The organism is Latilactobacillus parafuchuensis (assembly GCF_055271665.1).
This window is the reverse complement of record NZ_CM143875.1, coordinates 1,746,268-1,773,040: the sequence shown is the minus strand read 5'-3', so window position 1 is coordinate 1,773,040 and position 26,773 is coordinate 1,746,268. Positions and strand designations below refer to the sequence as shown.

The 26,773-nt window shown below is 41.1% G+C and carries 26 protein-coding genes and 1 pseudogene; 14 read left to right on the top strand and 13 right to left on the bottom strand.

The window, feature by feature from the left end; genetic code table 11:
* The first annotated feature begins 219 nt into the window (after nt 1–219).
* From ACVPPQ_RS08730 to ACVPPQ_RS08715, 4 genes are all read left to right on the top strand, one after another.
* Nucleotides 220–822, top strand: coding sequence for a zinc ribbon domain-containing protein (locus ACVPPQ_RS08730; RefSeq protein WP_106483443.1), 603 nt, complete (start codon nt 220–222; stop codon nt 820–822).
* Nucleotides 823–897: 75 nt separating this feature from the next.
* Nucleotides 898–1,215, top strand: a complete 318-nt coding sequence (locus ACVPPQ_RS08725) for a zinc ribbon domain-containing protein (protein WP_233210639.1) — start codon at nt 898–900, stop codon at nt 1,213–1,215.
* Between the two features lie 150 nt (nt 1,216–1,365).
* Nucleotides 1,366–1,761: a DUF4064 domain-containing protein gene (locus ACVPPQ_RS08720; RefSeq protein WP_106483444.1), complete on the top strand. Its 396-nt coding sequence runs from the start codon at nt 1,366–1,368 to the stop codon at nt 1,759–1,761.
* Between the two features lie 19 nt (nt 1,762–1,780).
* Nucleotides 1,781–2,497 (top strand): hypothetical protein, encoded by a 717-nt coding sequence (locus ACVPPQ_RS08715; protein WP_413476332.1) that lies wholly within the window; start codon nt 1,781–1,783, stop codon nt 2,495–2,497.
* Nucleotides 2,498–2,970: 473 nt separating this feature from the next.
* Here ACVPPQ_RS08715 and ACVPPQ_RS08710 read toward each other — a convergent pair.
* Together ACVPPQ_RS08710 and ACVPPQ_RS08705 are read right to left on the bottom strand one after the other, a co-directional pair.
* Nucleotides 2,971–3,957: pseudogene (locus tag ACVPPQ_RS08710) on the bottom strand (IS30 family transposase).
* A 219-nt stretch (nt 3,958–4,176) separates the two neighbouring features.
* Complete coding sequence (locus ACVPPQ_RS08705; RefSeq protein WP_463494035.1) at nt 4,177–5,523, bottom strand: glucose-6-phosphate isomerase; 1,347 nt, start codon at nt 5,521–5,523, stop codon at nt 4,177–4,179.
* Nucleotides 5,524–5,967: 444 nt separating this feature from the next.
* On the opposite strand from ACVPPQ_RS08705, the gene trpX reads away from it, so the two are divergent.
* From trpX to ACVPPQ_RS08690, 3 genes are read left to right on the top strand one after another with little or no spacing between them, the layout of a single operon-like run.
* Nucleotides 5,968–6,960 carry a tryptophan ABC transporter substrate-binding protein gene (gene trpX, locus ACVPPQ_RS08700; protein ID WP_413476354.1) on the top strand — a complete coding sequence of 331 codons (993 nt, stop codon included), beginning with the start codon at nt 5,968–5,970 and terminating at the stop codon, nt 6,958–6,960.
* Nucleotides 6,957–7,823 carry an ABC transporter permease gene (locus tag ACVPPQ_RS08695; protein WP_463494033.1) on the top strand — a complete coding sequence of 289 codons (867 nt, stop codon included), beginning with the start codon at nt 6,957–6,959 and terminating at the stop codon, nt 7,821–7,823. The genes trpX and ACVPPQ_RS08695 overlap by 4 nt, the downstream gene beginning before the upstream one ends.
* A complete protein-coding gene (locus ACVPPQ_RS08690; RefSeq protein ID WP_463494031.1) occupies nt 7,820–8,575 on the top strand; it encodes an ABC transporter ATP-binding protein in 756 nt (251 codons plus the stop codon). The genes ACVPPQ_RS08695 and ACVPPQ_RS08690 overlap by 4 nt, the downstream gene beginning before the upstream one ends.
* Nucleotides 8,576–8,620: 45 nt before the next feature.
* Here ACVPPQ_RS08690 and ACVPPQ_RS08685 read toward each other — a convergent pair whose 3' ends face one another.
* Complete coding sequence (locus ACVPPQ_RS08685) at nt 8,621–11,215, bottom strand: YhgE/Pip family protein (protein ID WP_463494029.1); 2,595 nt, start codon at nt 11,213–11,215, stop codon at nt 8,621–8,623.
* Between the two features lie 183 nt (nt 11,216–11,398).
* Between ACVPPQ_RS08685 and ACVPPQ_RS08680 the strand changes: the two genes are divergently transcribed.
* From ACVPPQ_RS08680 to ACVPPQ_RS08670, 3 genes are all read left to right on the top strand, one after another.
* Nucleotides 11,399–12,007 (top strand): TetR/AcrR family transcriptional regulator, encoded by a 609-nt coding sequence (locus tag ACVPPQ_RS08680; RefSeq protein ID WP_463494027.1) that lies wholly within the window; start codon nt 11,399–11,401, stop codon nt 12,005–12,007.
* Between the two features lie 117 nt (nt 12,008–12,124).
* Entirely contained in the window at nt 12,125–13,960 is a 1,836-nt protein-coding gene (spxB, locus tag ACVPPQ_RS08675) for a pyruvate oxidase (protein ID WP_463494025.1), read from the top strand.
* 412 nt (nt 13,961–14,372) lie between these two features.
* Nucleotides 14,373–14,570 carry a hypothetical protein gene (locus tag ACVPPQ_RS08670; RefSeq protein WP_254680632.1) on the top strand — a complete coding sequence of 66 codons (198 nt, stop codon included), beginning with the start codon at nt 14,373–14,375 and terminating at the stop codon, nt 14,568–14,570.
* A gap of 73 nt (nt 14,571–14,643) precedes the next feature.
* Here the strand turns inward: ACVPPQ_RS08670 and ACVPPQ_RS08665 are convergent, their stop codons facing one another.
* The 3 genes from ACVPPQ_RS08665 to ACVPPQ_RS08655 are packed head-to-tail and all read right to left on the bottom strand — an operon-like array spanning nt 14,644 to nt 16,059.
* Nucleotides 14,644–14,967 (bottom strand): carboxymuconolactone decarboxylase family protein, encoded by a 324-nt coding sequence (locus ACVPPQ_RS08665; RefSeq protein WP_254680631.1) that lies wholly within the window; start codon nt 14,965–14,967, stop codon nt 14,644–14,646.
* Between the two features lie 15 nt (nt 14,968–14,982).
* Nucleotides 14,983–15,402, bottom strand: a complete 420-nt coding sequence (locus tag ACVPPQ_RS08660) for a MerR family transcriptional regulator (protein WP_025082907.1) — start codon at nt 15,400–15,402, stop codon at nt 14,983–14,985.
* A gap of 18 nt (nt 15,403–15,420) precedes the next feature.
* Nucleotides 15,421–16,059: an NAD(P)H-binding protein gene (locus ACVPPQ_RS08655; protein WP_254680630.1), complete on the bottom strand. Its 639-nt coding sequence runs from the start codon at nt 16,057–16,059 to the stop codon at nt 15,421–15,423.
* A 157-nt stretch (nt 16,060–16,216) separates the two neighbouring features.
* Between ACVPPQ_RS08655 and ACVPPQ_RS08650 the strand changes: the two genes are divergently transcribed.
* Complete coding sequence (locus ACVPPQ_RS08650) at nt 16,217–16,897, top strand: VIT1/CCC1 transporter family protein (protein WP_025082905.1); 681 nt, start codon at nt 16,217–16,219, stop codon at nt 16,895–16,897.
* A 21-nt stretch (nt 16,898–16,918) separates the two neighbouring features.
* Nucleotides 16,919–17,605, top strand: a complete 687-nt coding sequence (locus ACVPPQ_RS08645) for a VIT1/CCC1 transporter family protein (RefSeq protein ID WP_056950471.1) — start codon at nt 16,919–16,921, stop codon at nt 17,603–17,605.
* A gap of 49 nt (nt 17,606–17,654) precedes the next feature.
* On the opposite strand, the gene ACVPPQ_RS08640 is transcribed toward ACVPPQ_RS08645, so the two are convergent.
* The 5 genes from ACVPPQ_RS08640 to ACVPPQ_RS08620 form a co-directional block, all read right to left on the bottom strand.
* A complete protein-coding gene (locus ACVPPQ_RS08640) occupies nt 17,655–18,257 on the bottom strand; it encodes an SGNH/GDSL hydrolase family protein (RefSeq protein ID WP_463494021.1) in 603 nt (200 codons plus the stop codon).
* A 12-nt stretch (nt 18,258–18,269) separates the two neighbouring features.
* A complete protein-coding gene (locus ACVPPQ_RS08635) occupies nt 18,270–18,983 on the bottom strand; it encodes a ChbG/HpnK family deacetylase (protein WP_463496355.1) in 714 nt (237 codons plus the stop codon).
* A gap of 70 nt (nt 18,984–19,053) precedes the next feature.
* Nucleotides 19,054–19,542 carry a PTS sugar transporter subunit IIA gene (locus tag ACVPPQ_RS08630; RefSeq protein WP_254680628.1) on the bottom strand — a complete coding sequence of 163 codons (489 nt, stop codon included), beginning with the start codon at nt 19,540–19,542 and terminating at the stop codon, nt 19,054–19,056.
* Nucleotides 19,543–19,546: 4 nt separating this feature from the next.
* Complete coding sequence (locus tag ACVPPQ_RS08625) at nt 19,547–21,205, bottom strand: alpha,alpha-phosphotrehalase (RefSeq protein WP_254680627.1); 1,659 nt, start codon at nt 21,203–21,205, stop codon at nt 19,547–19,549.
* 27 nt (nt 21,206–21,232) lie between these two features.
* Entirely contained in the window at nt 21,233–22,699 is a 1,467-nt protein-coding gene (locus ACVPPQ_RS08620; RefSeq protein WP_463494018.1) for a PTS transporter subunit EIIC, read from the bottom strand.
* A gap of 209 nt (nt 22,700–22,908) precedes the next feature.
* Between ACVPPQ_RS08620 and treR the strand changes: the two genes are divergently transcribed.
* Complete coding sequence (gene treR / locus ACVPPQ_RS08615; protein ID WP_463494016.1) at nt 22,909–23,622, top strand: trehalose operon repressor; 714 nt, start codon at nt 22,909–22,911, stop codon at nt 23,620–23,622.
* An 83-nt stretch (nt 23,623–23,705) separates the two neighbouring features.
* Here the strand turns inward: treR and ACVPPQ_RS08610 are convergent, their stop codons facing one another.
* Both ACVPPQ_RS08610 and ACVPPQ_RS08605 read right to left on the bottom strand, forming a co-directional pair.
* Nucleotides 23,706–24,572: a GRP family sugar transporter gene (locus ACVPPQ_RS08610; RefSeq protein ID WP_056950466.1), complete on the bottom strand. Its 867-nt coding sequence runs from the start codon at nt 24,570–24,572 to the stop codon at nt 23,706–23,708.
* A gap of 205 nt (nt 24,573–24,777) precedes the next feature.
* Complete coding sequence (locus ACVPPQ_RS08605) at nt 24,778–25,389, bottom strand: VanZ family protein (RefSeq protein ID WP_463494014.1); 612 nt, start codon at nt 25,387–25,389, stop codon at nt 24,778–24,780.
* Between the two features lie 214 nt (nt 25,390–25,603).
* Here ACVPPQ_RS08605 and ACVPPQ_RS08600 point away from each other — a divergent pair, with 214 nt between their 5' ends.
* Entirely contained in the window at nt 25,604–26,656 is a 1,053-nt protein-coding gene (locus tag ACVPPQ_RS08600; protein WP_463494012.1) for an LTA glycolipid anchor biosynthesis glycosyltransferase, IagA/BgsA family, read from the top strand.
* Nucleotides 26,657–26,773: the final 117 nt, after the last annotated feature.

Sequence of the window (26,773 nt, the reverse complement as noted above, 5' to 3'; positions counted from 1 at the left end):
TGAAGCTGTCTGAAACTTATTTACTTTCAACTTAGATAGTAATAAAATTATATTTATCACAAATTAAATTATAAATGCTGTCTCCCCACTCTGGTGAGTTCAGTCATGTTCGATTCATGACTGGGGACTAGCTAAAAATATGAATCTTGGGGATTCTATTTCTAGCTTTGTCTAAATACTGATGACTATAAAAGCTGTATATACTTTGGAGGAGTTATTATGGATAATACAAAATTTTGTATTAAGTGTGGTAAAAATTTACCGATTGACGCTGAATTCTGTCAATTTTGTGGAGCGAAGCAGGAGTCAACCGATAGTTTAAATCAATCATCAATTGAAGTGAATCCAGAAGATAAACCTGGTAAAGATATTATTTTTAATCAAACAGAACCAGTAGATAAAAAAACCAAGTTAAAAAAATATTGGTGGATTTTTGCATTGATAGGTGTTTTAATTACTTTTATCGCCTTTTCACAATTGAAATCCCCTTCCCCTTCAGATGTTGCTTCCGATATCAAAGAAACATTAAACAACGATAACTCTCTCGATGTAACTTCAGTTAAACCTGATAAAGAATCTAAAACAATGCTTGTATATGTGAAAGAGAATATGGCTGTTGATGATTTGTATATGGGTAAAACAAGTACATTTAAAACTGTTGAACGAACTCTTCTTGATTTATCAGAAAAATATAAAGATGATGAATCTGACGATTATGATTTATCGTATATACAAATTTTAAAACCGGGAACCAATGACACCATTTTAATGTCTGTAGATAATGGGAAAATAAAGTATTCTGTGCTCGATGATTTGGAATAGCCTTATCATCCAAACAACCGATAAACGAAGCGCGCGTTAACAATGAAAAGCCTTAAAATATTTGGAGGATTCATGATGCAAGAAAACAATACAAAATTTTGCTTTAAGTGTGGTAAACCAATTACTTTAAACACCGATTTTTGTCCATTCTGTGGTGCAAAACAAGCATCTTCAATTGTTGAAAATAAAAATAACCAATTTTTAATTTGGGGGTGGATAACAGCTGTTTTGGCCTTGTTTATCCCGCTTACCGGAATAGTCTCCTTTGTCCTTTCAATTTTTATTATTAAGAATAAACGAACCACCGCTGGGACTGTATTGCTTGTATTTACAATAATCTTCTTCTATCTTGGTATGACAGGATTTAGCGACGGTTTCTTCGGTGCAATGTAATACAATATCTTGCTCCCCACTCTGGTGAGTTCAGTCGCGTTCGATTCGTGTCTGGAAATTAAATAATAATTTCAATTCTTTGGGATTCTATTCTAGTTTTGTCTAAATACTGATGACTTTAAAAGCTGTATATTTTTTGGAGGATTTAAAATGAGTAATAAGGTTAAAGGTGCTGACGGAAAAATTTATAAACAAGTTACTACCGAAGGTGAATCCCAAAACCATTCACGTACGGCCGAAATGGTTTTGGGAATCATGGGTGGCGTATTCGGAATTATTGCGGGCGTATTCTCATTCTTCTTAGGTGGCATTGACAGTGCTGTGAGTAGCACATCATCAAGTAGCCTATTTGGATTAGGTATTGGCTGTATTATTGCGAGTATCGTTGCTATTATTCTAGTATGTATGATTAATAAAAATCGTGTAGCTATGGGCTGGATCATCATTATCTGTGGCGTGCTTAACATTGTTTTTGTTTCTGCTTTTGGCATTTTAAGCGGTGCACTAATTATAATCGCTGGTATTCTTGCACTCGTTAGAAAATAAATTTTGGGGGTTCTATGTTATGGCTAAAAAAATTCAAGATGAAAATGGCAATACATTTGTTGAAGTTAAACCTTGGTACAAGCGCTGGTGGATTTGGGTACTGATAGTTGTAGTTATTATTATTGCAATAGCAGCTCTATCTGGTGGAAAAGATGATAACTCTTCAACAAAAAATTCAACTGCTAATGGGCACACAACAACAGATGTAGAAAAAGGAAATTCCAAGAATAGTAACTCTAGTTCAAACTTTCTAACAATTGACTACGCTAAAGTTCCAATTCTTTCCGAAAAAAATTATAAACTTTCTATTACTGATACTTCTTGGAATTCGGCCACTATCTCCGTTTCTGATGCAAAAATTATCAAAGTAGAGCCATTTGAATACGATTCACAGTCTGGTAAAAAAGCCCAAGGATTAGTCATTTTACATGTATCCGTCAAACCATCACGGGATTTAAATTCAACTTATCCCGATCAAGGTACAATAATTACAAATGACGGTCAACAAGTAGATGCAACTATGCCTTCGATTAAAGGATTAACACTTAACTGGGGTGGCGAAATCGCCAACGGTGCTGATAAATCTGGCGACGTTGTTTTCCCAATTGAAAAACTCAGCAACATTTCTGATATTAAGTCGTTGAGATACAAATTCAACGCTAGTTATGATACTGATGATTATGATGACGAAAATTATAATCATGACTATGATATGACAATTAATTTAAATAATTAATTTAGAAACTCCCCCACTCTGGTGAGTTCAGCTGCGTTCGATTCGTGGCTAGGGATTTGAAACAATGAAAGGATGCTTGAATATGTCTAAACAAACTGTTGATCTACGAATAGCCCTGCTTGAGACGGCCGGTCAATGTTTCACTCAAAGAAGTGTTACATACGATGGAATCACATACACGGGCGAAACAGCGGTTAGTATCGGATTTGATTTGATTTGATTGCTCTCGTACAATCATTAGATCGTAAATACCTATCCGTAATAAAAGAATAGGCAAAAATATTACTCTAACTATTCACTAAAACTAGTATGATATTAAAAGATTAGATTAAGTAAGAAAAAGCAGAACTACTGATGTTTAAGCATTTATAAAGTATCTATGATTAAAAAAATTTGAAAAATAAAAATCCTAATATAGGATTTTTATTTTCGAACGTAAAGAACATATGTTTATATTTTTGTATGACGAATTGTCAATTCAAATGCAACACTTTGTCAAAAAAGGCCTCTTCGGGGGTTTGATAATCTAAAACCTTACGAGGGCGTTGATTTAACTGCCGTTGACAGTTTTCAATGTCCTTGTTTGTATATTTTTTGATATCATTATTTTTTGGAAAATATTCTCGAATTAAACCATTTGTATTTTCATTTGTACCGCTTTCTTCTGGAGAATAAGGATTCGGCCAATAAATTGTGACGCCTAAATCCTCCCTAATTTCCGACAGAGTAAGAAATTTTACTCCGTGGTCTGGGGTTAACGAGAGCCTAAATTCCTTTGGAATTTCTAAAAACATTATTAATAATGTTTGATTTACCAACTGTGCAGTTTTACGCTACGCTCTACCAATTAATGTATATCTAGTTTTTCAATCAACGGCAGTTACTAGGACATCACTACCCGTTTTACCCATTACGGTATCAATCTCCCAATCACCAATTCGTTTTCGCCGATTAATAAAATTGGGACGTTCGTCTATTGAAATATAATTGACCTTAGGAAATTAATGTTTTCTTTCTTTGTTATGACTTCGCTTTCTACCACGATGTCTTAAGCTACGTATAAAACCCTTATCACCACGCGAACTAAGAGGTTGATTAAGGTTGTGATTATTCAAGTGTCTGTAAATGGTATTATAACTTACCGTTGGTAAGTTTTCTTTTTTCAGTCGATTTGAAATCTGTTCAGGCGACCAATGCTTTTCTTGAATTAGAGCGACGATTCTGTCACATAGAATTAAATTCTGATCGAGCAACCGTGGCTTATGGCAATTGCGCCGTTTATTAAGATAGTTCTTGTGAGCTGTAGAGGGTGAGCAGTGTTTATTACAGCGTTTCAGTTCCCTAGAAATTGTACTTGGAGATCGACGTAATTTAAGTGCAATTTTTCGAATTGAATCACCATTTGCCTTAAACTCTAGAATACTTTTGCGCTCATTTATTGTAAGATGGTAGTAGCTCATAACGGGTACTCCTTAATGTTTTTCTTGGTTGTTAAACATTGTACCCGTTATGGGTCTTTTTTATTCAATTAGTGTTGCACTTCAATTGTAAATTCGTCCCCAATAAAAAAGCATTTAACCATTATTTTATTGAGTGTTCACCGTAAAGTGCACCATTTCAATAAAACCAATAATTAATTGCTTCAAAATATATTATTTTAATGTCTTACAAACCTTGAATTATAGGCGTGCGTTTAATTCTTTACCTAGTTCTTCAAAGCCGGGTTTGCCAAGTAAGGCAAACATGTTCTTCTTATACGCTTCAACGCCGGGTTGGTTGAATGGGTTAATGCCATTCAAGTAACCTGAGATTGAAACAGCCATTTCGAAGAAGTAGATCATGTAACCTAATGTGTAGGCTGTTTGATCAGGGATGTTAACGGTCATAACAGGTACGCCACCATCAGTATGTGCTAAAACAACACCTTGGTAAGCTTTCTTGTTAACGAAGTCCATTGTGTGGCCTTCTAAGTAACCTAAACCATCTAAGTTTTGAGCGTCAGTTGGAATATCAATGTCGCTGTTAGGTTTTTCAACGTTAACAACGGTTTCCATCAAATTACGACGACCTTCTTGAATGTATTGGCCTAATGAATGTAAATCAGTTGAGAAGTTAGCACTTGAAGGATAGATACCCTTTTGGTCCTTACCTTCTGATTCACCCATTAATTGCTTCCACCATTCTGAGAAGTATTGGAGGGTTGGTTCGTAGTTTTCTAACAATTCAGTTGTGTAACCTTTACGGTATAAGATATTACGTAAGGCAGCATATTTGTAAGCATCATTCTTAGTGACGTCAGTGTCATTGTATTCAGCACGAGCGTCAGCAGCACCTTGCATCAATTGATCGATATCGCCACCAGCAACGGCAATTGGCAATAAACCAACAGCTGTCAATACTGAGAAACGGCCACCAATATCATCAGGTACAACGTATTCGTCATAGCCTTCAGCGTCTGATTCAGTCTTCAAAGCGCCTTTAGCACGGTCAGTTGTTGCATAGATCCGGCCTTTAGCAGCATCTTTACCATATTTCTTGATTAACTTGTCTTTCAAAACACGGAAAGCGATTGAAGGTTCAGTCGTTGTGCCTGATTTTGAGATGACGTTAATTGAGAAATCACGGTCGCCAATCAAGTTAACTAAGTCAGTTAAATAACTTGAGCTAATTGAGTTCCCTGCAAAAATAACTTGTGGGAATTCACGTTGGTCAGCTGGTAACATGTTATAGAATGTGTTGTTTAAGAAATCAATTGCTGCCTTAGCACCGAGGTATGAACCACCAATACCAATTGCAATGAAGATTTCTGAGTCGCTCTTGATTTTAGCAGCGGCTTTTTTAATACGCGCAAATTCAGCTTTATCGTAGTTAACTGGTAAATCTAAGAAGCCACGGAAATCGTTGCCTGCGCCAGTTCCTTGCCGTAATTGTGAATCTGCTGCATTAACCATTGCTTGCATTTCTGCAAGTTCGTTTGATTGAACAAATTTGTCCAAACGTGATGCATCGAATGAAATATGTGCCATATTCTCTTATTCCTCCTGTTTTTAAACACAAGTATACGTTAATAACTTTAGCTTTTTTGGCGCCAAAATGCAAGCCGAATCGTCCCATTTTCAACCTAGACCGTTATTATTTTCAAAATTATTTTTTCAAAAAAACTTGACTTATTTTTAATATCTCGCTATACTTCAACTTATCAAATAAATCGGAGGTAAATGACATGACACATACTAACTTGACACAGTTGAATATTCGTTGGCAAAGCCGCTAAGTCAGGTTGTATTCGCAAATGGATACAGTCTGTTGATTGTATCCATGCGGCCATTCATCATTTATCGATTGAATTTTAAGCCTACATGGATTTTACTCGAGTAAATCCGTGTAGGCTTTTTCTGTCCCCTACATGACCACTATGTAGGGGACTTTTTTATTTGTAAAAATCAAAGGAGTAATTGCAAATGTCTAAAATTAAACGTTTTTTACCACTCATTCTAATCTTCGGTGGGCTACTCGCCTTACTGGGCGTCAAAACCATTAAAGAGGCCCGCCAAGCTAAATTACCAACCGTTGCCATTTTGCAACCACTCTCACATCCCGCTTTAGATGAAATTCATCGGGGGATTATCGCCGGCTTAGCCTCTGCCGGTTACCATAACAAGCAGAATATCAAAATTGATTTTCAAAACGCCCAAAACGATCAAAGTAATTTGCGTTTAATGAGCAACCGCTTTGTCACTGAGAAAGCGAAAGTCACAATTGGGATTGCGACCCCGGCTGCCCAAAGCTTGGCCAATGCCACTAAAAAAATTCCCGTGATTCTCGGTGCGGTCACTGATCCCGCTAGTGCTAACTTAGTCCACAATAACCAACGACCCGGCGCCAACATTACTGGTGTTTCGGATCGCGCACCGATTCAAAAGCAATTAGCTTTAATGCAAACAATTATGCCCCAACTTAAAACGGTTGGCGTACTCTACTCAAGCAGTGATAACTCGGCTACTAGCCAAATGCGTTTGTTCAAGAAAATAGCAAAAAAAGCTGGTTTAACGGTTGTCGAAGCGAGTCTCAGTTCGGTCAACGATCTCGAACAGGTCAGTCAAACCCTCGCACCCAAAGTCGATGCGATTTACGTGCCAACCGACAATACAATCGCCAGTGCGATGGGCACACTCGTCCGCACGACTGATAAAACCAAAACACCGGTCTTCCCCTCGGCCGAAACGATGGTCAAAGATGGTGGCCTCGCAACTGTCGGCCTCAGTCAATACGATTTAGGGGTCGAAACCGGTAAGATGGCCGCCCAAGTCTTAAGTGGCAAAGCAAAACCAGCCACCACACCTATTCATTATCTACGTAAAGGCCACTTAGTGTTAAATCTCAAAAAAGCGAAAGCCTTACACATCACAATTCCTAAAGACACCATCGAAACCGCACAACAGAAAGGCACGGTGATCAAATGACCTTAATCACTTCGACCATTGACCAAGGGCTGCTCTGGAGCCTACTGAGTCTCGGTGTCTTCATCACCTTCCGAATTTTAAAATTCCCCGACATGACCGTTGAAGGCAGTTTTCCACTCGGTGCAGCCGTGACCGCCATCATGTTGCAAAATCACCACAACCTACTATTAACCTTACTTGTGACGTTTATCGGTGGCTGTTTAGCTGGTCTAGTTACCGCTATTCTATACAACTATTTCCACGTACAAAGTTTATTAGCCGGCATTCTAACCTTGACCGGTCTTTATTCAATTAACTTGCGAATACTGGGCCAAGCCAATCTGTCGATTGATAGTCAACACAGTCTTTACGAAATCCCGTTCTTTAGTGGCCTATCAACTGACAATCGACTGATTCTGATTAACCTCGTGATTATTTTAGTCGCCGTCGCGCTACTAGTCGGGTTGTTATACACCGAATTTGGCCAGTCTTTACTGGCCGCTGGCGATAATCCGACAATGGCCTTATCACAAGGGATTGCCGTTAAACGGACTAACAGTATCGGCATTGTCCTCTCCAACGGACTCATCGCCTTAACAGGTGGCTTGGTCGCACAATATAACGGTTTTGCCGACGTTAATATGGGGATTGGGGTCATGGTCATCGGCCTTTCCGCCATCATCATCGGTGAACGTTTATTAACCGGCCGCCATTTCTTATCGAAATTAATCAGTATTATTTTAGGCAGTGTTGTTTACCGGTTAATTCTATTATTAGTCTTACAACTCGGATTCAACGCCAATGATTTCAAACTCTTCTCTGCGATTATCCTCGCGATCTTCATCATCTCACCCCAACAAAAGAAAGGACTGACCACTCAATGACCGCACGTATGACCCTCAATCAACTTAATTATCAACTCACGACCGAAACCGATCAGAGAAACCTGCTGCAAGACATCAACGTCACGATTCAGCCTGATGAATTCGTCATGTTACTTGGCGCAAATGGGGCCGGCAAGTCAACTTTTTTCAACATCGTTGCCGGTGATTTAACGCCAACCAGTGGTCAGATTACCTTCAATGACCAAGAGATTACCAAACAATCTGCTCAACAGCGCACCCGTCTGATTAGTCGGGTTTATCAAGATCCAAAATTAGGGACCGCCGCTGACATGACGGTCGCCGAAAATATCCTACTAGCGATGCGCCGCGGTCAACGACGTCGGCTCTTCCCCCGACGACTAGCACAACAACGTCCGCAAATCGAAGCCTTAGCGAAGACCCTGCCCAATCATCTAGAGGCGCAACTCGACAAACCGGTTAGTAATTTATCCGGTGGTCAACGACAGACCTTGAATTTCTTGATGGCCACCATTCAAAAACCTGAGTTACTACTATTAGATGAACACACTTCAGCCTTAGACGCGGTTTCTAGCCAAGCCTTGATGACTTTCACTGATACCACGATTCGGGAGAACAAGCTGACGTGTCTAATGATTACCCACGATTTAGCCGATGCCTTAAAATACGGCAATCGCCTATTAATTCTAAAAGACGGTCAGCTAATTGCCGACTTTACCGATGCTGAAAAGCAACAATTAACGACTGAACAATTGATTAGCTATCTCAACTAAAAAACCATCAACCCAAAAAATTTGGGTCGATGGTTTTTTAATCTGCTAAAGTTCTGCAATTTCAATTGTGCTGACTTTTTTACGTTTCAATGAGAAGAATGCAATCGTTAAGCCTGATAAGACGACTGTAATACCCGCTAACACCGCGACACTTGGCAATACCGAATTACCAATCATTAATCCGCTGCGCAACCCATTCACCGCGTACGTAATCGGCAAGTACGGATGAATCGCTTCAAAGAAACTATTTGAGAGTTGGATAGGATACGTTCCTGCAGCCCCGCCTAATTGAAGGACTAACAAGATTAAGGCGAAGAACGACCCAATTTGACCGAAGAGGAGATTTAATAAATTAATTAGACTGACAAAAGTTAAACTGGTCATCAGTACCACCAAATAAGTCGCGCCGGGATGCACCGGATTTAGACCGTTAATCAACATCATCAAGCCATACATCAAAGTTGTTTGCGTCATCACCTCTAATGTGAGTACAGACATCTTGCTTGCCCACCAACTGACGCCACTCTTTGGTTTGCGCCGTGGTGTGTAAATATCGTACATTAAACACATTGCCATAGCGCCCACATAAGTCGAAACCGCCATCATATAAGGCGCCATCGCCGTCCCATTGTTAGGAACAGTATCGCGTTCATGCTGTTTAGTGGTGACTGGTTTCGCAATTTGAGCGTAAGTTAAATCAGTCGCATGGACTTTTTTGACTTGTACGCCAGCTTGACCTAATGACGTGGCTAATTTTTGATTGCCCGTCGTTAAACTTTGTAAGCCCGTCCCGATTTGACCAGAGCCAGTCGCCAATTGACCACTGCCTTGGCTAATCTTAGTGGCACCGGTGGCCAGTGTTTGCCCCGCGGTGGTTAAAGTCCCACTGTTGCTGACTAATTTTTGAGCTCCTATTGTCACTTTTTGGCTCCCCGCCGTTAACTGAGTAATACCTGCAATCAGACTCGGCGTACTGTTTGCCAATTGCGTGGTCCCACTCACTAGCTGAGTCGCACCATTGTTCAATGCTACATTTTGTGCAGCGAGTTGGTTGGTCCCCGTCGATAACTGTTGTGTGCCGGTCGCAAGTTTCGTGACAGCCGCACCTAATTGCGCCGATTGACTTTGCGCTTGATTTAACCCCGTCACAAGTTGATTAGAACCAATCGTCAATTGTTGTAACCCACTTGTCACAGCTTGACTGCCGCTGGCTAATTGCGTTAAATTGCCACCGACCGCTTGCAACTGGCTAATCGCCTGTTGTGCGCCTTTAATTGCCGCTAACGCTTGCGCCTGAGTTTGCGCATTATCAGTCGTCGTTTGTTGCAACGTCTTAACTTGCGCAATCACTTGATCAAGCTTTTCAGTATTCGGTTGAGCGGCTGCAACGACTGCAGCTTGTTGTACACTGGTTAACTGTTGTGTTTCAGCTGCCGTTTGGACCTTGGTTTGAATCGTCGTTTGCGCCGTTTTAACGGCTTGTAAATCAGTTGCTAACGTCGTTAAACTAGCTGTCGTTGTTTGAGTCGTTGTCTGGTTTTGTTGCAAATTGGTCGCCAACTGTTGCAATCCGGTTTGAACAGCCGTTAAATTGGTGTTTTGTTGCGTAATGCCAGTTCCAATCGTTTGTAACTGCGTCGTAATCGTTTGATTATTAGTCGCTGCCTTTCCGAGTTGCGCTTGCAAGGTTGCAGCACCGCTAGCGAGCTGCGCGACTTGACCCAACGCACTGGTTGATGCTTGTAATTGTTGCGTCCCCGTATTTAAAGTTTGCATATTTTGATTGACGGTTTGAACCCCCGCCGTATATTGCTGAACCCCGGTACTCAATGATTGACTGCCGGCTTGTAATTGACTCGTGCCTGACGCTAAAGGTGTCACTTTTTCTTGAAGTTGAATTAAGCCACTATTCAGTGTTTGTGTCCCATCACTCAATGTCTTAACGCCAGAAATATACTGGTTTAACCCTTGATCAAATTGGTTAGTCCCGTTAGCAAACGTTAACGAGCTCGCCGCCAACTGATTGAGATTACTGGTTATCTTAGTATTGCCGGCACTTAACTGTGTCGCGCCCTTAGTTAATTGTTGACCGCCAGCTGCGGCTTGGGTCATCCCTTGACCTAATCTTTTAATCTGTGCAAACATCGTTTTGGCGTAGGTCTCGGTAATCTGTTCAGAAATCTGATTGCCCATTTTCTCAACGGCCGTCGCTGATAACTTACCTGAAATAAAACTGCGCCCCGAGGTTGTTTCATACTTCAGCATCATTTTCTGGGGTTTGTCGGCCAATAAAGTAGTGGCGTTCTTCGAAAAATCTTTCGGAATCGTCAAGACCATATAATAGTCTCCCGATTTAATCCCACTTTGTGCCCGTTTCGCCGAGACAAAATGATAATCCAAAGACTGACTCTTCTTCAAATTCTTTGAAAGTTGCGACCCGATTGCCATTTTACGATTTTGATACTGAACAGGTTGGTCTTGATTGACCACTGCAACTGGCAATTGATCCAATCGGCCATAAGGATCCCACATCGATCTTAAAAAAATCACGGCATAGATGGTTGGAATTGCCAACAGACCAATTAAAACGACTAAGATTTTTTTATTTTTAAATAGATATTGCCATTCCGTTTTAATCATAATAATCCTCCTGAATTGCTGAACACTTTGTTAATTTACATTTTAAACAATCACCTTTAATTTACAATAATCACTTTATTCAAAAGTGTTTATGTAAACGATTCAACACTTTAATTGACACGGTGTTGATTATTTTGATAAATTGCGTATACTAAAGGCAACATTCAACAGGAGGAGCTGCCGATGGACCGCGCACAAAAGAAAGCACTGACTGACCAAAAAATTCGAACCGCCTTTATCACGTTGTTAAACGAAAAAGGCTTCGCCAATTTAAATGTTTCTGACATTACGACGACCGCTGAAATTAGTCGGGGGACTTTTTATTTACACTATTTAGATAAATATGATTTATTAGACCAGATTGAACAGGAAATTCTCGACGGCGTCCAAACGCTGCTCCAAAACAATCTCGATGAAGTCGCTAATCCTCAAATTACAATGCCGGAAGCCCACGATCATTTGTACAACCTCTTTTTCAAGCTAATTACCTATGCCTACCAACACCGCCCACTCTTCATCAGTTTGATGCGCCCCGATGTCGATGTGACGTTTAGTGACCGCCTCTATCAATTAGTTGTCACAATTATTCGCGGTAAAAATATTTTTCAAACCCAGGCCAGTTATTCAACCGAAGTCCCCAAAGACTATGCCGAAGTAATTGTGATTTTAGGCGCATTCAATATTTTTAAACACTGGCTTTTAAAAGTGAATCCCGAAACACCGACCGAGGTCGCCGAAATTATTTTAACGAGTCGCTTCTTATCACCTTATAATCTCATTCATATCAATTAGAATCTTCCATACCTTTTATAAGCGTTTCACTTGTAATCGATTTCAACGTGTGCTAAATTAACACTATAGGGTTGTGTACAACCTAAATAGTGAATACACCTAAAGGAGTTCTTTCTCATGACTAACACAAAAACTGATCTACAAAAAACAATTCCAGCCAGCGTCGCTATGCTTCGCGTCATCGAATCTTGGGGCGTTGACCATATTTTCGGTTACCCAGGTGGTTCATTTAACTCAACAATGAATGCGCTTAATATCGAAAAAGATCGGCTTAAATATATTCAAATTCGTCACGAACAAGTTGGCGCACTCGCCGCTGCTGCTGACGCTAAGTTAACCGGTAAAATCGGCGTGACTTTTGGTTCAGCTGGCCCCGGTGCCACTAACCTTTTAACCGGTCTTTATGATGCAAAGGAAGACCACGCACCCGTTTTAGCCTTAATCGGTCAAGTGCCTAGTAGCAATATGAATTACAATTACTTCCAAGAATTTGCCGAAAATCCAATGTTCGCAGACGTTGCGGTTTACAATCGCTTAGTGATGACACCCGAAAGTTTGCCATATGTTGTTGATAAAGCAATTCGTGAAGCCTACAAACACAACGGTGTCGCGGTTGTCGTGATTCCTAATGATTTTGGTTACGTTGAAATTCCAGATACACCTTACAGCTCAAGTTCACCAACTGATCGCAAACAAGTGGCTGGCCCTGTTGCCACTGATGAAGAAGTGGATCAATTCTTGACGATGGTTAAAGACGCTAAACGCCCCGTCATTCACGTTGGCCGTGGGATTAAAGACGGTGGCGACAAGTTAGTCGAATTATCGAAGAAACTCCAAATTCCACTTGTCATGACCGGTTTAGCAAAAGGGTTAGTGCCCGATAGCTATGAAGGTAACCTAGGCATGTCTAACCGGGCGGCTTCTAAAGCGGCTGATGAAATTATGGCCGTTAGTGATTTAGTGATTGCGATTGGCGCTGACTTCCCATTTGCCAACTTAATTTACCGCACACATGATTTCAAATTTATTCAAATTGACAATGACGAAGCTCAATTCGGTCGCCACCATTTCTTAGACTTCGGTATCTGGTCAGACGCCACGACCTTCGTTGAAAAAGCTTTGGATCGCAGCCAAGCCGTTGCCCCAAGTCCATTCTTCAAAGCAGCTGCAGCTGATATGGCTAACTGGCAAGAATACCTCGATATGTTATCAAATCGCGAATCTGATCCTTTGGAATTCGAACCAATCTACAAACAAATCAATCGGATTGCCGATCCAGATGCCGTCTTCTCAATTGACGTTGGTGATAACATTATCAACAGTTTCCGTCATTTGAACTTAACGCCTAAGAACAAATGGGTGATTTCAGCCCTCTTCGCTTCAATGGGTTCAGGGATTCCTGGTGCTTTAGCGGGTCAACTCAGCTTCCCAGATCGTCAAGTCTTCCATATTGCGGGTGACGGTGCCTTTTCAATGGTTATGCAAGACTTAATCACTGAAAAGAAATACAACTTACCAATCATCAACATCATCACTTCAAACGCGTCATTAAACTTTATCAAGAGTGAACAAGAAGATATTCCAATGGACTTCTCTGGGATTTTCATTGAAGACCAAGACTTTGCCATGATCGCAAAAGGCATGGGGATTGAATCCATCACGGTTCGTTCTTCTAAAGAACTCCCTGCTGCTTTCGACAAAGCGCTCGAAGTGACTAAAGCAGGCCGTCCATTCTTAATCGACGCTAAGATTACCGATAAACGGAGTATTCCAGTCGAAGATCTTGAATTAACAATTAAAGATGGCGAATTAATCGAATCAATCAGTAATAGTTTTGACGCTTCTCGTCCGGCCGATAAAACTTACAGTGTGCCTGATTTCTTCGCTAAATACGATGCGCAATCATTAAAGAGTCTCCCAGAATTATTCAAAGAACATGGTGTTGAACTTTAAAACAAGCTGTGACAGAACTCGGTTATCAATTGAGTGCTAACTCAAGTTGGTCAGGCTTTGAGGATTAACCTAGAACTGGGTGTTATGAGTATTTTTTTACTCATGATGCCCAGTTCGTAGTTAACCGGAAAAGGCTGCTTGAGAAGCACGTTATCAATTGAGTATCAAGTCCAAAAACCAACCTATTCTGAATTAAGGATAGGTTGGTTTTTGATTTGAACGGAAATTGATGAATTCTGGCGCGCGTCAAAACAATAATCGTTTAATATTAGGATACTAAAACTTATATCGCACCCTCTTTTTTGCTTGCCAACAATTAAGAATCAATTAAATCATTCTTGAACCTCTGACAAGCTAGACACAATCGTTTATATTGTTAATCAACAAACAAATTATGATGAGGTCACTATTGATGCAAAAATCCGAACTTAAAGCCTTACTTGCAGCCATTATACTGGTTGTTTTGGTCAGAACACTGATTGAATGGTGGTCACCAACATTATTTACAGATGGTAATTTTTTAATCCTATTCATTGTGCCCGTTCTTTTCGTATTAATACTCATTAATTTAGGTCGGTTAATTTATCGATTGGTCGTCAATCACCACTAATTGACTAGTGCCATCTAAAGAAGCCATCATCCGTTAACATTCTGGATGATGGCTTCTTTTTGTCCAAATTCACTTAATCTTCTGTAAATATCGTTTTGGCTAGATTAAAGGCGGACCAAGCTTTTGGCCAACCGACATAAAAAGCTAAATGGGTAATGACTTCCGCAATTTCGGCTTTAGTAATCCTGTTGGCTTTACCGATTTTTAAATGGGCGGGTAACTGTTCTAAATTGCCGCCCGAAATCAAAGCTGAAATCGTAATTAAACTCCGTTGGTGCGCTGATAATTGTGTTTCGCGCGACCAGACTTCACCGAACAAAACATCATCATTTAATTCAGCAAATTTCGGCGCAAAATCACCCAAATTATCGCGACCAGCTGTTTGTTTTTTTGCCATTTAAATCACCCTTTATTAATCATCAAAACGTTGTAGATAATTTTCGAAACTTTCATCTTCATTAATAGTCCGATCGACTTTACCGTCATACCAATCAATCTTATGGCTCAATACGGTTAAATGCGCTTTTAGTTCAGCCATTTCAGCTTCCGCATCGGCCCGTGTTTTTTGTAATAAATCCCGTCGTTGTTTAATCGTCGAATCACCCTGTGCGCGTAATTGAACGTACAGCTTTAATTCATTGATGCGCATACCCGTCCCTTTCAGATGCAAAATAAAACCGACCCACTTAACATCTTCCAATGTAAAATAACGGACATCATTTGCATCCCGGTGCGGTTTAATCAAACCTTGTTCTTCATAATAGCGTAACGTGTATGTCGATAACCCGACTAATTTACCAAATTCACCAATTTTATATTGTTGTTCTGCCATGTTTTAACCTACCCTCTATTAATACTGGGGCCGATCACCATCCGTATTGGGTTGATTAATCCCCCAACTAACACGGTGGCCCAAGTTCGGATTATCAATCAATTTTTGAACAACGGTCGCAATACTCTGACGCGAAATAATCGTCCCTTTAAAGGCCGTGCCCTTTTCCGTCAATTCATAATTAGTGATTGGTGCATCAGTCATATAAGCGCATCTTAAAATCGCATAGTTTAAATCCGAAGTTTCAATCAATCGTGCTGCATCGCGCGTATCTTCCATGACTTGATGGCCAACCGCCTGTTCATTCCACCGACCAAATTCTCCGGGCACTTCATGATAAAGACCTAACCCACTGATATAAATCAATCGTTGGACATTCGTTTCAGCCATCGCCCGAACAATATTCTTAACCATTGGCTCAAACTGGCCACCCAGATTAGCGTACACGCTATCGACATTGCTCATCGCGTTGACCAATTGTGGGTAATCATTAACGTCCCCTTCGATCACAGTAACTTGCGGTTGCGTCGTTAAAGACGCTAATCGCTCCGCATGCCGTAAATATAAAACCAATTGATGTTGCTGCTCCGCCAAAAGTTGCTTGATGACTAACTGCGCGACTTGTCCCGCAGCCCCTAAAATTAATATTCGACTCATTATCATCATCCACCATTTCTATTTCAATAAGATGACTATATACCTTCTAGTGTACTATAAGGCAAGTCCTAACTTGACTTTTGACATCAATTGTTTAAAATAGAATTGTTGCTACTTTATAATGATTATTAAATAAAATAAATTATCGGAGGCTGCTATGACAGCTCATCTCTCTCTTGCTCAAAAAATTAATATTATGCGTGCTAGTGTCATGGGCGCTAACGATGGCATTCTGTCCGTTGCCGGTATTGTCATCGGCGTGGCTGGTGCGACTAGCAATAACTTCGCTATCTTTATTTCAGGCATTGCAGGCATGTTAGCCGGTACGATTTCGATGGCGATGGGTGAATATGTTTCGGTTAGTACGCAAAAAGACGCCCAAGAAATTGCCGTCATCAATACACAACTCAATCTTGCCAGTAATTATGACTCACAACTCGCTTTTGTTCGTCAAAAATACATTAAGACGGGGATTGCCCCAGAACTAGCGGCTAAAGCGTCCACCGAAATGATGTCCGCCGATGCAGTGACAACGGTCGTTCGCGAGAAATACGGTTTTGATCCAACCGCCTATACGAATCCGTATGCGGCCGCAGTTGCTTCCCTCATTTCGTTTCCAATTGGTTCTATTCTACCATTACTAGCGATTATTCTACTGCCCAGCCACTTCAAAATCATTGGGACGATTATTGCAGTGATGATTGCCCTATCGATTACTGGTTATACAGCGGCAGTTTTAGGAAATGCTAATCGGCCCAAAGCCATTCTCCGAAATGTGATTTCAGGTTTAATCACGATGCTGGTCACTTACGCCATCGGTTCCTTATTTGCCCACTAAAGATTGGAAAGCTGACTTAATATGCGACTTAAAACAAAACAGAAACAAACCATGGAAGAAAAAATGAACACCTTACGCGCTGGTGTATTAGGTTCCAACGATGGCATTTTAACCGTTGTTGGCGTACTCTTCAGCGTTGCGGCAGCAACCACCAATAATTTCACCATTTTTATCGCCGGTTTATCTGATTTATTAGCCTGTGCCTTTTCAATGGCCGCCGGTGAATACGCCTCAGTGAGTTCGCAAAGTGACACTGAAAAGGCCGCTGTCGCGATTGAACAACAGCGGTTGAAAAATGCTAAAAACGATCAAATTCAAGAAGTCCAAGCCTTCTATGAATCAAAGGGGGTCACTTCCGAAACAGCTTTAGCCATTGCCCAAGATTTGATGCATAAAAAACCGCTCGAAACAATCGTCAACGTCAAATACGATCTCGAACTCGGCCATTACATGAATCCGTGGGAAGCCGCTTTCTCATCACTATTCTCGGCCGCTTTCGGCGGTGTCTTCCCGCTGGTCGCAATGATTTTACTACCTGAAGCTTACAAAATGACCGGCACAATTATCGCCGTCACCATCGCCGTTTCAATGACGGCCTTCATCAGCTCCAAACTCGGCGACGGCAAAGTAAAAGTCGCCATCATCCGCAACATCCTAATCGGACTCATCACCATGGCGATTCACTACGGAATTGGACAATTATTCTAATTAAAAAACGCGTTAACCGATATTAAACGGTTAACGCGTTTTTTTAAATCTAAGCTAATTCGAGCTGAATCACTTTAGCAATCGCCAAATGTCCCGCATCGTTGGGATGTAATGTGTCTAGACTTAATCGATCAGCTTGCTCAGCATTGGCAAACGATAACTCAGGGTGTTGGTATAAACTGATATGCGCCACCGCAAATGCTGTCGTCACTTTTTGAATCGCTTGTTCATAATCAATTTGCCGGTAGCCCCAATGATTAACCGCCGGAAAGAAAGTCGTTCCAATCATGACGTGTGAAATAAAATAGCAGTCGGCCATTGGTCGTTGACGTTTAATCCGACCCAACAATTGACTCAGTGCACCATAAAACGTTGCGGTCGTCTGATCGCCAAACTGGCCTAACGGTGTATCACGTCCAAAATCATTAACCCCTGCATAGATTAAGAGTAAATCGGTATCGGTGGGAATCGCTTGCCAACGTTGCACCATCGAATCGTACGGTGGTGCAATGGTGCTCCCCGATATCCCTAAGTTAGTGACCTTCGGAATGGCTTGCCATTCTGCTAACCAATCGTAATACCATTTAGTCGCATAATGATTACGCCGATCCGTAATACTGTCCCCTAAAATCGTTAAATGCTGATACGCCAAGAAACTGGCCTCCTACTTTATCAAAGATTGGTACGTCACACAATCAAGGTTGTGGCGTTGATAATAACCACGCTTCTTCAAACCGTCTAATGTTTGCCATTCAACTAACCGATTGGTTGTCAAACTACTTTTAGCGCGCAAACTAGCGGATAACCAACCGATATGGGTCAACACGACTGGTACCTGTTCAGCCGTCGTCGCTATTAATTGCGCCGTTAAGCCGCGTTCGGTTAACACCGGTTCGGTGTGTTGATGCATGATTAACCGACTCGACAACGTCACATTAAACTGCCGACTAATCTCGTCAAACGGTCGTTGTGCCGCCGTCGATAACCGGCACCATTCATTGCGCACCGGCACTCGATACTGTTCAGCTAATGCTAACACAATCTGGTAAATCGCCGGTGATAACGTCGACACAAAATGGTGTGAGGTTAAATGGGTTAATTGTAAACCGCTCGCCAGAAACCGGTCAATCTGCGCTTGAAATTCAAGTCGAACTTCTTGCAGATTGAGTGTCGCATAATCCCAGAAATGACCGTCTTGCTTAATCAACGTCGGAATTAAATCCGGCCGACTAACTGGCTGATCACGATCTAAGACCAGATGAAGCCCCATTTGCTGAATCCCTTGTTGGCGCGCCAGTTGAACACTAGGGCTAAAATCGACCGATGTCACTTGGGCGTTAGTACAAGTCACGATTTGGTGTTGCAATGCTGCTAGAATCCCTTTGGAGACTCCGGTCGTGATACCGAAGTCATCCGATTCAATAATGATTCGTTGGATAAATACCCCTTCAATCTGTCATTAACTTGAAAGTCCCGATGGTCGTTGCTGGACTGACTTCACCAGTCACGGCATCTGCTAATTCAAACGTCGCGTTGGCACTAACCACCATCACAGTGGTTTCCTTGTCGGCTGCGATTACTTGGGACCAATCGACCGTCACCAGTGGCGTGCCTTGTTGAACCTTGGCGCCTTCAGTAACCAACATGGTAAACGGTGCACCGTTCAATTCAACCGTATCAATGCCCAAATGAAGCAGAATTTCAACGCCCGCTTTAGTCGTCAACATAATCGCGTGTTTCGTTGGAAAAATCGAACTAACCACGCCGTCAATGGGTGAGACCACTTGATTCGCATTTCCCGCTGGTGTCACTGCAAACCCATCACCAACTGCCTTACTAGCGAATACTTCATCGGAAACTGCTGCTAAAGGGACAAACAAACCGCTAGTGGGTGCTTTCAATTCAACACTCGTTTCTTTTTTCAAAAAACCAAACATTAGCTTAACCTTCTTCCGTATATCGTAACATCACCGCTTCGTAAGGTTGCAAGGTGATTTTTTGATCTTTCATCATCTGCTCAGGATAGTTGCCTAATAAGATTTGTACCTCTTCTGGTACGTCCCGAACTTGAACCTGGTCAGTGAAATTAGCCATAACGCGAATCACTTGTTGTTGATCAAATCGTTCGTAAGTGTAGACCGCTTCATCATCGGCTGCCAATAATCGGTATTGGCCGCTTAATAATAATGGTTGGCCTTGGCGTAATCGAATCACAGTCTGATAAAACGCGAAAACATTGTCTGGTGCTTGCATGACTTTAGTAACCGAATAATCGTCGTGCAAGACCGGTTGCAACCACGGCGTGCCGGTCGTGAAACCGTGATGAACACTGTCATCCCATTGCATTGGAATCCGACAATTTTCCCGTGATTTTTGTTGTAAAATCGTAATCGCTTCAGCATCAGTATGCCCATCAGCGAGCATCTGATGATAAGCATTAATCGATTCACGATCATTATACTGCTTAATATCCGTGAAGTACGCATTCTTCATCGCAATTTCTTCACCTTGATAAATATACGGGGTACCTTGCAGTCCAAACTCCACAAGTGCGAGTAATTTAGCGGATTGATCCCGGTATTGCCCATCATTGAGGAACCGTGAAATGGCGCGGGGTTGGTCATGATTAGACCAGAACAATGCGTTCCAACCGCCACCAGTGGCCATTCCCGTTTGCCAATCGCTTAAGACCCGTTTTAAATCGGGTAAATAACAGTGTCCCAAGGTCCACTTCTTACCACCCGTGTAATCGACTTTGACGTGGTGGAACGTGAAGGCCATCGATAATTCTTCGCGTTCTGGTTTCGTATATTTGAGCGCTTCGTCAATCGACGTCGATGATAATTCACCAACCGTTACGAATTGATTAGGGCCAAAAATTTGTTGATACATCTCGTGTAAATATTCATGCACATGGGGACCGTTCGTATAGAAATTGCGCCCATCATCGCTTGGCGTTTTAAAGCTATCATTCGGAAAATCTTTATCCTTCGAAATATTATTAATCACATCGAGACGTAGGCCATCAATCCCTAAATCAGCCCAGAATTGCATCATCTTGAAGATTTCAGCCCGCAACTGCGGATTGCGCCAATTGAGATCAGGCATACTCTTTTCATAGAGATGTAAATAGTATTGATTCAAAGCTGGCACGTATTCCCAAGCGGAACCACTAAACTTCGACAACCAGTTATTCGGTTCATGACCGTCAACGGGGTCCTGCCATAAATAATAATCATGATACGGATTATCTTTTGATTTTAAACTTTCTTGGAACCAATGGTGTTGATCAGATGTATGGTTGACAACCATATCCATCATAATCTTAATACCCCGTTGATGGGCCGCTTTTAATAACCGTTCAAAATCAGCCAACGTCCCATAAATCGGATCGATTTGATAATAATCAGCAATATCATAACCGTTATCGCGACCGGGTGAGACATACATTGGCGTTAACCAGATTAATTCAATCCCTAGATTGGCTAAATAGTCTAACCGTTGAATAATCCCATTGATATCACCGATCCCATCACCATTTGAATCTTGAAAACTACGCGGATAAATTTGATAAACCGTCGCTTTTTGCCACCATTCCATATTAATTCGTCTCCTATGCTTTAAAAATTATTTAACGGTACCGGGTTTCTTAGGTTTTGCTAAACCATCGCCAGCTTGCATTTGATCATTGTAACCCCAAACGTAAGTCACGATAAATGGCACAACCGTTGCGACCGTTGATGCGATTAAGAAAACCCATAAGTTTGATAAATCACTTGGATTCTTCGGATCTAAGAATGATGCAAAGCCAATCCATGAACCGGCAAAGCCAAACATATTGCCGTGTAACAAACCGCTGACAAAACCACCGGCAGCTGAACCAATTAAACCAGAAACAAAGACGCGTTTAAACTTCAAATTGACCCCGTAAATAGCTGGTTCGGTAACCCCACAAAAAGCTGAAATCGCACCACCAAATGAGAGTTCTTTTAACTCTGTTTTGCGGGTTTTAATCGCAACAGCTAAGACTGCTGCCCCTTGCGCCACCATCGTTGTACTTAAAATCGCATTCAAGTAGCTGTGACCAGTTGCGGCAATATCGTTGGCCAATAATGGCAAAATACCCCAATGTAAGCCAAAGATAACCAGCACTTGATAGAAACCACCAATTAATAAACCAGATAGCCAACCACTCTTTAGCAATAACCATTGAATACCCGCGGCTAAGCCTGTTGACAACCATGTGATTGCTGGACCGGTTAAGTACAAAGTAATCACAGCCGTAATCGTGATCACGATTAGTGGTGTAAAGATGATTTGAAGATAACCAGGCAACCAGCCCTTAACCCATTTCGTTAAACGAGCGACTAACCACGCTGCTAAAATCATTGGAAAAATTGAATAAGTGTAGTTAACCATTGGGAAATTCAAACTACCAATTTCCAATAATGATTTACCATTCAATGCGACCAATGTTGGATGGACTAATATCCCGCCGACTACGGCCGTCATTACAGGATCACCTTTTAGTTTTTTCGCTGCTGTAAAGCCGACTAGAATCGGTAAGAAATAAAAGACGCCATCACCAATCGCATTTAATAACAAGTATAATTCACTCTTTGGACTAATCATTTCACCCAATTGAGGCATGGTTAAAATCGCTAGAATCCCTTTTAAAATCCCACTCGCCGCTAACATGCCGACAATTGGGCTCATTGCCCCCGTAATAACGCCTAATAATTGACTGAACCCTGCTTTGACATGGCCCCATGGTGTTAAATTTTGTTGTTTCGTTGTTTGGGCGACTGTTTCAGACGTTAATTCTTCATCTGCAAATTCGACACCAATTTCCGCAATCACGGCATCATAAACGGCCGTCACTTGATTGCCAATCACAACTTGATACTGACCAGATGATTGCTGAACGCTAATCACACCATCTAACGCTTTAATTGTTTCGGTTTGCGCTAAACTTTCGTCCTTCAAATAAAAACGTAAACGTGTAATACAGTGAATTAAACTATCAATGTTACCTTTTCCCCCGACCCCAGCGACAATTGCTTTGGCGAGTTGTGAATAATCTTTTTGAGCCATAATCATGACCTCCCTAGAATAAATGATTGCAAATAATTAAAGCGCTTTCTGTTAACAAGCTCATCATATATCATGTACGTACAAGTTGTCAAACATTTTATATTACCGCTTACAAAATATTTTAAAACTTGTCTATACTAGCCCTCAAACACTTGCATCTGACCGTTATAATTTATATGATAGACTTATTGATATTAGGAGTTTAACGAATGATAAAAAAATATGAAATGATTTACCGCGATTTAGTTCGCAAGATTACCCACCAGCTTTATCCAGCCAATACCTATCTTCCCAGCGAAAAAGAGCTCACCGAACTTTATGGTGCTTCCCGCGAAACGGTCCGCAAAGCGCTCGCTAACTTATTAGAAAACGGCTTTATTCATAAGATTAAAGGGAAAGGATCAATCGTCTTAACCTTTGATCGTTACGCCTTTCCGATTTCTGGTTTAACCAGTTACCACGAATTAGATGAATTATTTGATATGAAAACCGAAACGCGGGTCCTCAAATTTTCAACGACTACGGTACCGCAAACTAAATTTAACTTAGACACGACCGAAATAATCCCCGCAACTTATATTCAACGGCTGCGAATTGTCGATGGCGAACCCTTAGTTATCGATAATGATTACGTCGTTCAAGCGGTGGTCCCCACCATTACCGAAACCGTCGCGGCTAATTCTTTATACGATTATTTTGAAAACCAACAACATTTAGAGATTGGTTACGCGAGTAAAGAAGTCACGGTCGCCCCAGCAACCGAAGAACAACAAGCGATTCTACACATCACACCCGGTAGCTCCGTCGTGATTGTCAAAAGCGAGACTCATTTACAGGACAACACGCTATTACAGTTCACTGAATCGGTCCATCGTTCGGATAAGTTCAAATTTGTTGAACACGCCCGACGTAAATTAATTTAAACCCAATCAAAAAAGCGATTTATCCTTCAAGTTCAGGATAAATCGCTTTTTAAATTGATAATCGCGTTCTCTCATAGCGCGAATTATTTCATCATACCTAATGTGACCCCACCCACGATGACTAATAGACAGCCAATCGTGACGAAGACCATTTCTTTTTTAGTTTTACGTTCACCTAATAAGAAGATACTACCAATGGTTGAGATAATAATCCCACATTGTGACAATGAATAACTGATGGCTAAGCCAATATCACTCATTGAAATCAACATGAATAGATTACCTAAACCCCATAACAAACCAGTACTAATGTTAAGCACTGTTTTCTTACTGTAAACCGCTTTACCAATGCCAAAAATAGCAAAGACTAAAGCACCAATAAACATCCCAATTGCTTGTGGGAAGACAATCGCAGTTGCGCCAACGTGAGCCCAGTTAACGATAATCGTGTAACCACCATAACCAGCCGTTGATATGAGCAATGCTCTAAAACCACGGGCCAATTGTGTGTCTTCTTTAGCAGCCAAGTTACTCTTAGGATCTTTCATTGACGTTAAAGTGGCACCGGCGATTAAAATCACTAACGCAAAAATCCCAAAGATAAAATCATGGGTTGTTTTCCATTCGTGGAACAATAAAGCACCAGCTAATGTATTGACAACTAACTGCATCCCAGTTGACATGGGCACGGTTTTAGAAACGCCCATGGCTTGCATCGATTGGAATTGTTGGCCTTGACCGACACTCCAGAAGAGCCCTGAAATAATCCCGACAATCATTGTTTTAGCATCTAAAACGGGATGTAGGAATAAAAAGGTACCGATTCCAAAAACCAGCGCACCAATTGTCATCCCTAAAGTTTGTTGATAAGCATTGCCACCTAATTTACCACTTAATAATCCGATACTCCCCCATGCAACTGCGGGGATTAATGCAATTAAAATAGCCATATCTAAATTCCTCTTCTTCTCTTAAAGTACAAGAATCCATTATACAGACATTTTTTTAGAATTTCTAGTACGAAAACGGCACCATTGAAGCGGTTTCGAACCGGTATACCAATCAGAATCCAATAGCATCGACTATGATGGCGATTACATATAAATGACGTCTAACTTAAATTTTTTTCAAAAAAAAACGATAAACCCACTTGATTTATCGCTTTTTTAGACGATTAACGCTCTGATATAAAATAACACCGATAATTGCGCCTATCGTATTAAAAATTAAATCATCGATGTCGGCCAATCCAGTTCCTAAAATGAATTGGGCGGATTCGATGCCTAACGATAATAAGGCCCCTTGGCAGATGACTTTAAAAGCAGAATGCGGTTTTTTAGTTAAACTTGATTTTAACCAACCAAACGGGATAAACCATAAAACATTACCATATAAGTTATACCAGTAATCCAGTTGAGCTGGTGCTTGCCGTAATTTTAAAGTTTCAACAAAGGGTGTTAAATTAATCTGACTTAACGGCCGATTAACGTAGAGTTGCAGTTGCCATGGATAATAAATATGCCGTAAAACGGTCAATGACACTAGTAAACAGACATAAAAGACAAAGACAAACCGGTGTAGCTCTTCGCGGATACTAGTTGACCAGCGTTTCACTAAACAATACACTAGTCGACACGCTAAATAAATCAGACAATATAAAATTGTCTTATCAAGACTTTCAACCATTAACTTCACTAATGGCAAATGATTAAACTGCTGCGCCCAGGGCAAAATAATTTGTTGATAAAAACCACCTAAAAATAACAACCGCTAACCTCACTATCTAAACTAACCTGCTTTTTATGTTCATTAAGTTTCATTCTTTAAATTCATTATAACCATTTTATGTGGCCAAGTAACGAATTTAGATTAGAACTATACCGAATCTTAAAAATTGACCCATTTTGCCCGACTTTAGCCCGAACAGATTCTAAATCAGCTATGCTATAATAATCCTAATACGTTCTAAGGGAGTGCCAACATGAAAGTTCTATTGTACTTCGAAAGTGAAAAATTATTAGCCAAGTCCGGCATTGGTCGGGCATTGGACCACCAAAAACGCGCACTAACTGAAATGGGCATTGAATTTACCTTGGATGCTAAAGATGACAATTATGATATTTTACATATTAACACTTATGGTCTCAACAGTCGGCGGATGATTCGACGCGCTCGGCGGTTGCATAAACCCGTGATTTATCACGCCCATTCAACTGAAGAAGATTTCAAAAACTCCTTCATCGGTTCTAATCAACTCGCCCCTTTGGTTAAGAAATACTTGGTGAGCCTTTACCGCCGAGCTGACCACCTGATTACCCCCACGCCATACGCGAAACAACTCCTATTACAATATGGTTTAACCGTGCCGATTGCGCCGATTTCAAACGGCATTGATTTAGCGAATTACCAACCAGTCACGGAACGTGAAACGGCCTTCCGTGATTATTTCGATTTAAAACCAGAACAAAAAGTCGTGATTTGCGTCGGTCTCTTCTTCAAACGCAAAGGACTATTAGATTTTGTCGAAGTTGCGCGTCACATGCCTGACTATACCTTTATTTGGTTTGGCGATGTCCCGTTGTACAGCATTCCACGCAACATCCGTAAGATTGTTCAAACCGATCATCCGGCAAACGTCATCTTCCCCGGCTACATTAAAGGTGACGTTTTAAAAGGGGCTTACACCGGTGCCGACCTCTTCTTCTTCCCATCTTATGAAGAAACTGAAGGGATTGTCGTCTTAGAAGCCCTCGCGAGTCATCAAAACGTCTTAGTCCGCGATATCCCAGTTTATCAAGGTTGGTTAACGGATCGTCAAAACTGTTACATGGGCCACGACAACACTGAATTCACAAACTTAATTCGCGCAATTGTTGAACAATCAGTTCCTGACTTAACTAAACAAGGCTATCAAACCGCTGAATCAAAGAGTATCACTGAGATTGGTCATGAGTTACAGGCCGTCTATCAACACGTTTTAACCCCCGAAAAACCAAATCCACGTTACGCGCAACTCTTTTCAAAACGCGACTAATTAGCTTTAGAAAACTTTAAGTTTCTATTTAAACTGCCGGGTTGGTTTGCGCTCACCCGCGCCACGCGGTAGAATAGAGCAATATTGATTACTTTATCTTTATATTCGTCTTTCCTG

What these genes read in the sequence shown, in the direction of transcription:
- ACVPPQ_RS08730 (WP_106483443.1), top strand. Translation starts at nt 220, where the DNA reads ATGGATAATACAAAATTTTGTATTAAGTGTGGTAAAAATTTACCGATT.
- ACVPPQ_RS08725 (WP_233210639.1), top strand. Translation starts at nt 898, where the DNA reads ATGCAAGAAAACAATACAAAATTTTGCTTTAAGTGTGGTAAACCAATT.
- ACVPPQ_RS08720 (WP_106483444.1), top strand. Translation starts at nt 1,366, where the DNA reads ATGAGTAATAAGGTTAAAGGTGCTGACGGAAAAATTTATAAACAAGTT.
- ACVPPQ_RS08715 (WP_413476332.1), top strand. Translation starts at nt 1,781, where the DNA reads ATGGCTAAAAAAATTCAAGATGAAAATGGCAATACATTTGTTGAAGTT.
- ACVPPQ_RS08705 (WP_463494035.1), bottom strand. Translation starts at nt 5,523, where the DNA reads ATGGCACATATTTCATTCGATGCATCACGTTTGGACAAATTTGTTCAA.
- ACVPPQ_RS08695 (WP_463494033.1), top strand. Translation starts at nt 6,957, where the DNA reads ATGACCTTAATCACTTCGACCATTGACCAAGGGCTGCTCTGGAGCCTA.
- ACVPPQ_RS08690 (WP_463494031.1), top strand. Translation starts at nt 7,820, where the DNA reads ATGACCGCACGTATGACCCTCAATCAACTTAATTATCAACTCACGACC.
- ACVPPQ_RS08685 (WP_463494029.1), bottom strand. Translation starts at nt 11,215, where the DNA reads ATGATTAAAACGGAATGGCAATATCTATTTAAAAATAAAAAAATCTTA.
- ACVPPQ_RS08680 (WP_463494027.1), top strand. Translation starts at nt 11,399, where the DNA reads ATGGACCGCGCACAAAAGAAAGCACTGACTGACCAAAAAATTCGAACC.
- spxB (WP_463494025.1), top strand. Translation starts at nt 12,125, where the DNA reads ATGACTAACACAAAAACTGATCTACAAAAAACAATTCCAGCCAGCGTC.
- ACVPPQ_RS08670 (WP_254680632.1), top strand. Translation starts at nt 14,373, where the DNA reads ATGCAAAAATCCGAACTTAAAGCCTTACTTGCAGCCATTATACTGGTT.
- ACVPPQ_RS08665 (WP_254680631.1), bottom strand. Translation starts at nt 14,967, where the DNA reads ATGGCAAAAAAACAAACAGCTGGTCGCGATAATTTGGGTGATTTTGCG.
- ACVPPQ_RS08660 (WP_025082907.1), bottom strand. Translation starts at nt 15,402, where the DNA reads ATGGCAGAACAACAATATAAAATTGGTGAATTTGGTAAATTAGTCGGG.
- ACVPPQ_RS08655 (WP_254680630.1), bottom strand. Translation starts at nt 16,059, where the DNA reads ATGAGTCGAATATTAATTTTAGGGGCTGCGGGACAAGTCGCGCAGTTA.
- ACVPPQ_RS08650 (WP_025082905.1), top strand. Translation starts at nt 16,217, where the DNA reads ATGACAGCTCATCTCTCTCTTGCTCAAAAAATTAATATTATGCGTGCT.
- ACVPPQ_RS08645 (WP_056950471.1), top strand. Translation starts at nt 16,919, where the DNA reads ATGCGACTTAAAACAAAACAGAAACAAACCATGGAAGAAAAAATGAAC.
- ACVPPQ_RS08630 (WP_254680628.1), bottom strand. Translation starts at nt 19,542, where the DNA reads ATGTTTGGTTTTTTGAAAAAAGAAACGAGTGTTGAATTGAAAGCACCC.
- ACVPPQ_RS08625 (WP_254680627.1), bottom strand. Translation starts at nt 21,205, where the DNA reads ATGGAATGGTGGCAAAAAGCGACGGTTTATCAAATTTATCCGCGTAGT.
- ACVPPQ_RS08620 (WP_463494018.1), bottom strand. Translation starts at nt 22,699, where the DNA reads ATGGCTCAAAAAGATTATTCACAACTCGCCAAAGCAATTGTCGCTGGG.
- treR (WP_463494016.1), top strand. Translation starts at nt 22,909, where the DNA reads ATGATAAAAAAATATGAAATGATTTACCGCGATTTAGTTCGCAAGATT.
- ACVPPQ_RS08610 (WP_056950466.1), bottom strand. Translation starts at nt 24,572, where the DNA reads ATGGCTATTTTAATTGCATTAATCCCCGCAGTTGCATGGGGGAGTATC.
- ACVPPQ_RS08600 (WP_463494012.1), top strand. Translation starts at nt 25,604, where the DNA reads ATGAAAGTTCTATTGTACTTCGAAAGTGAAAAATTATTAGCCAAGTCC.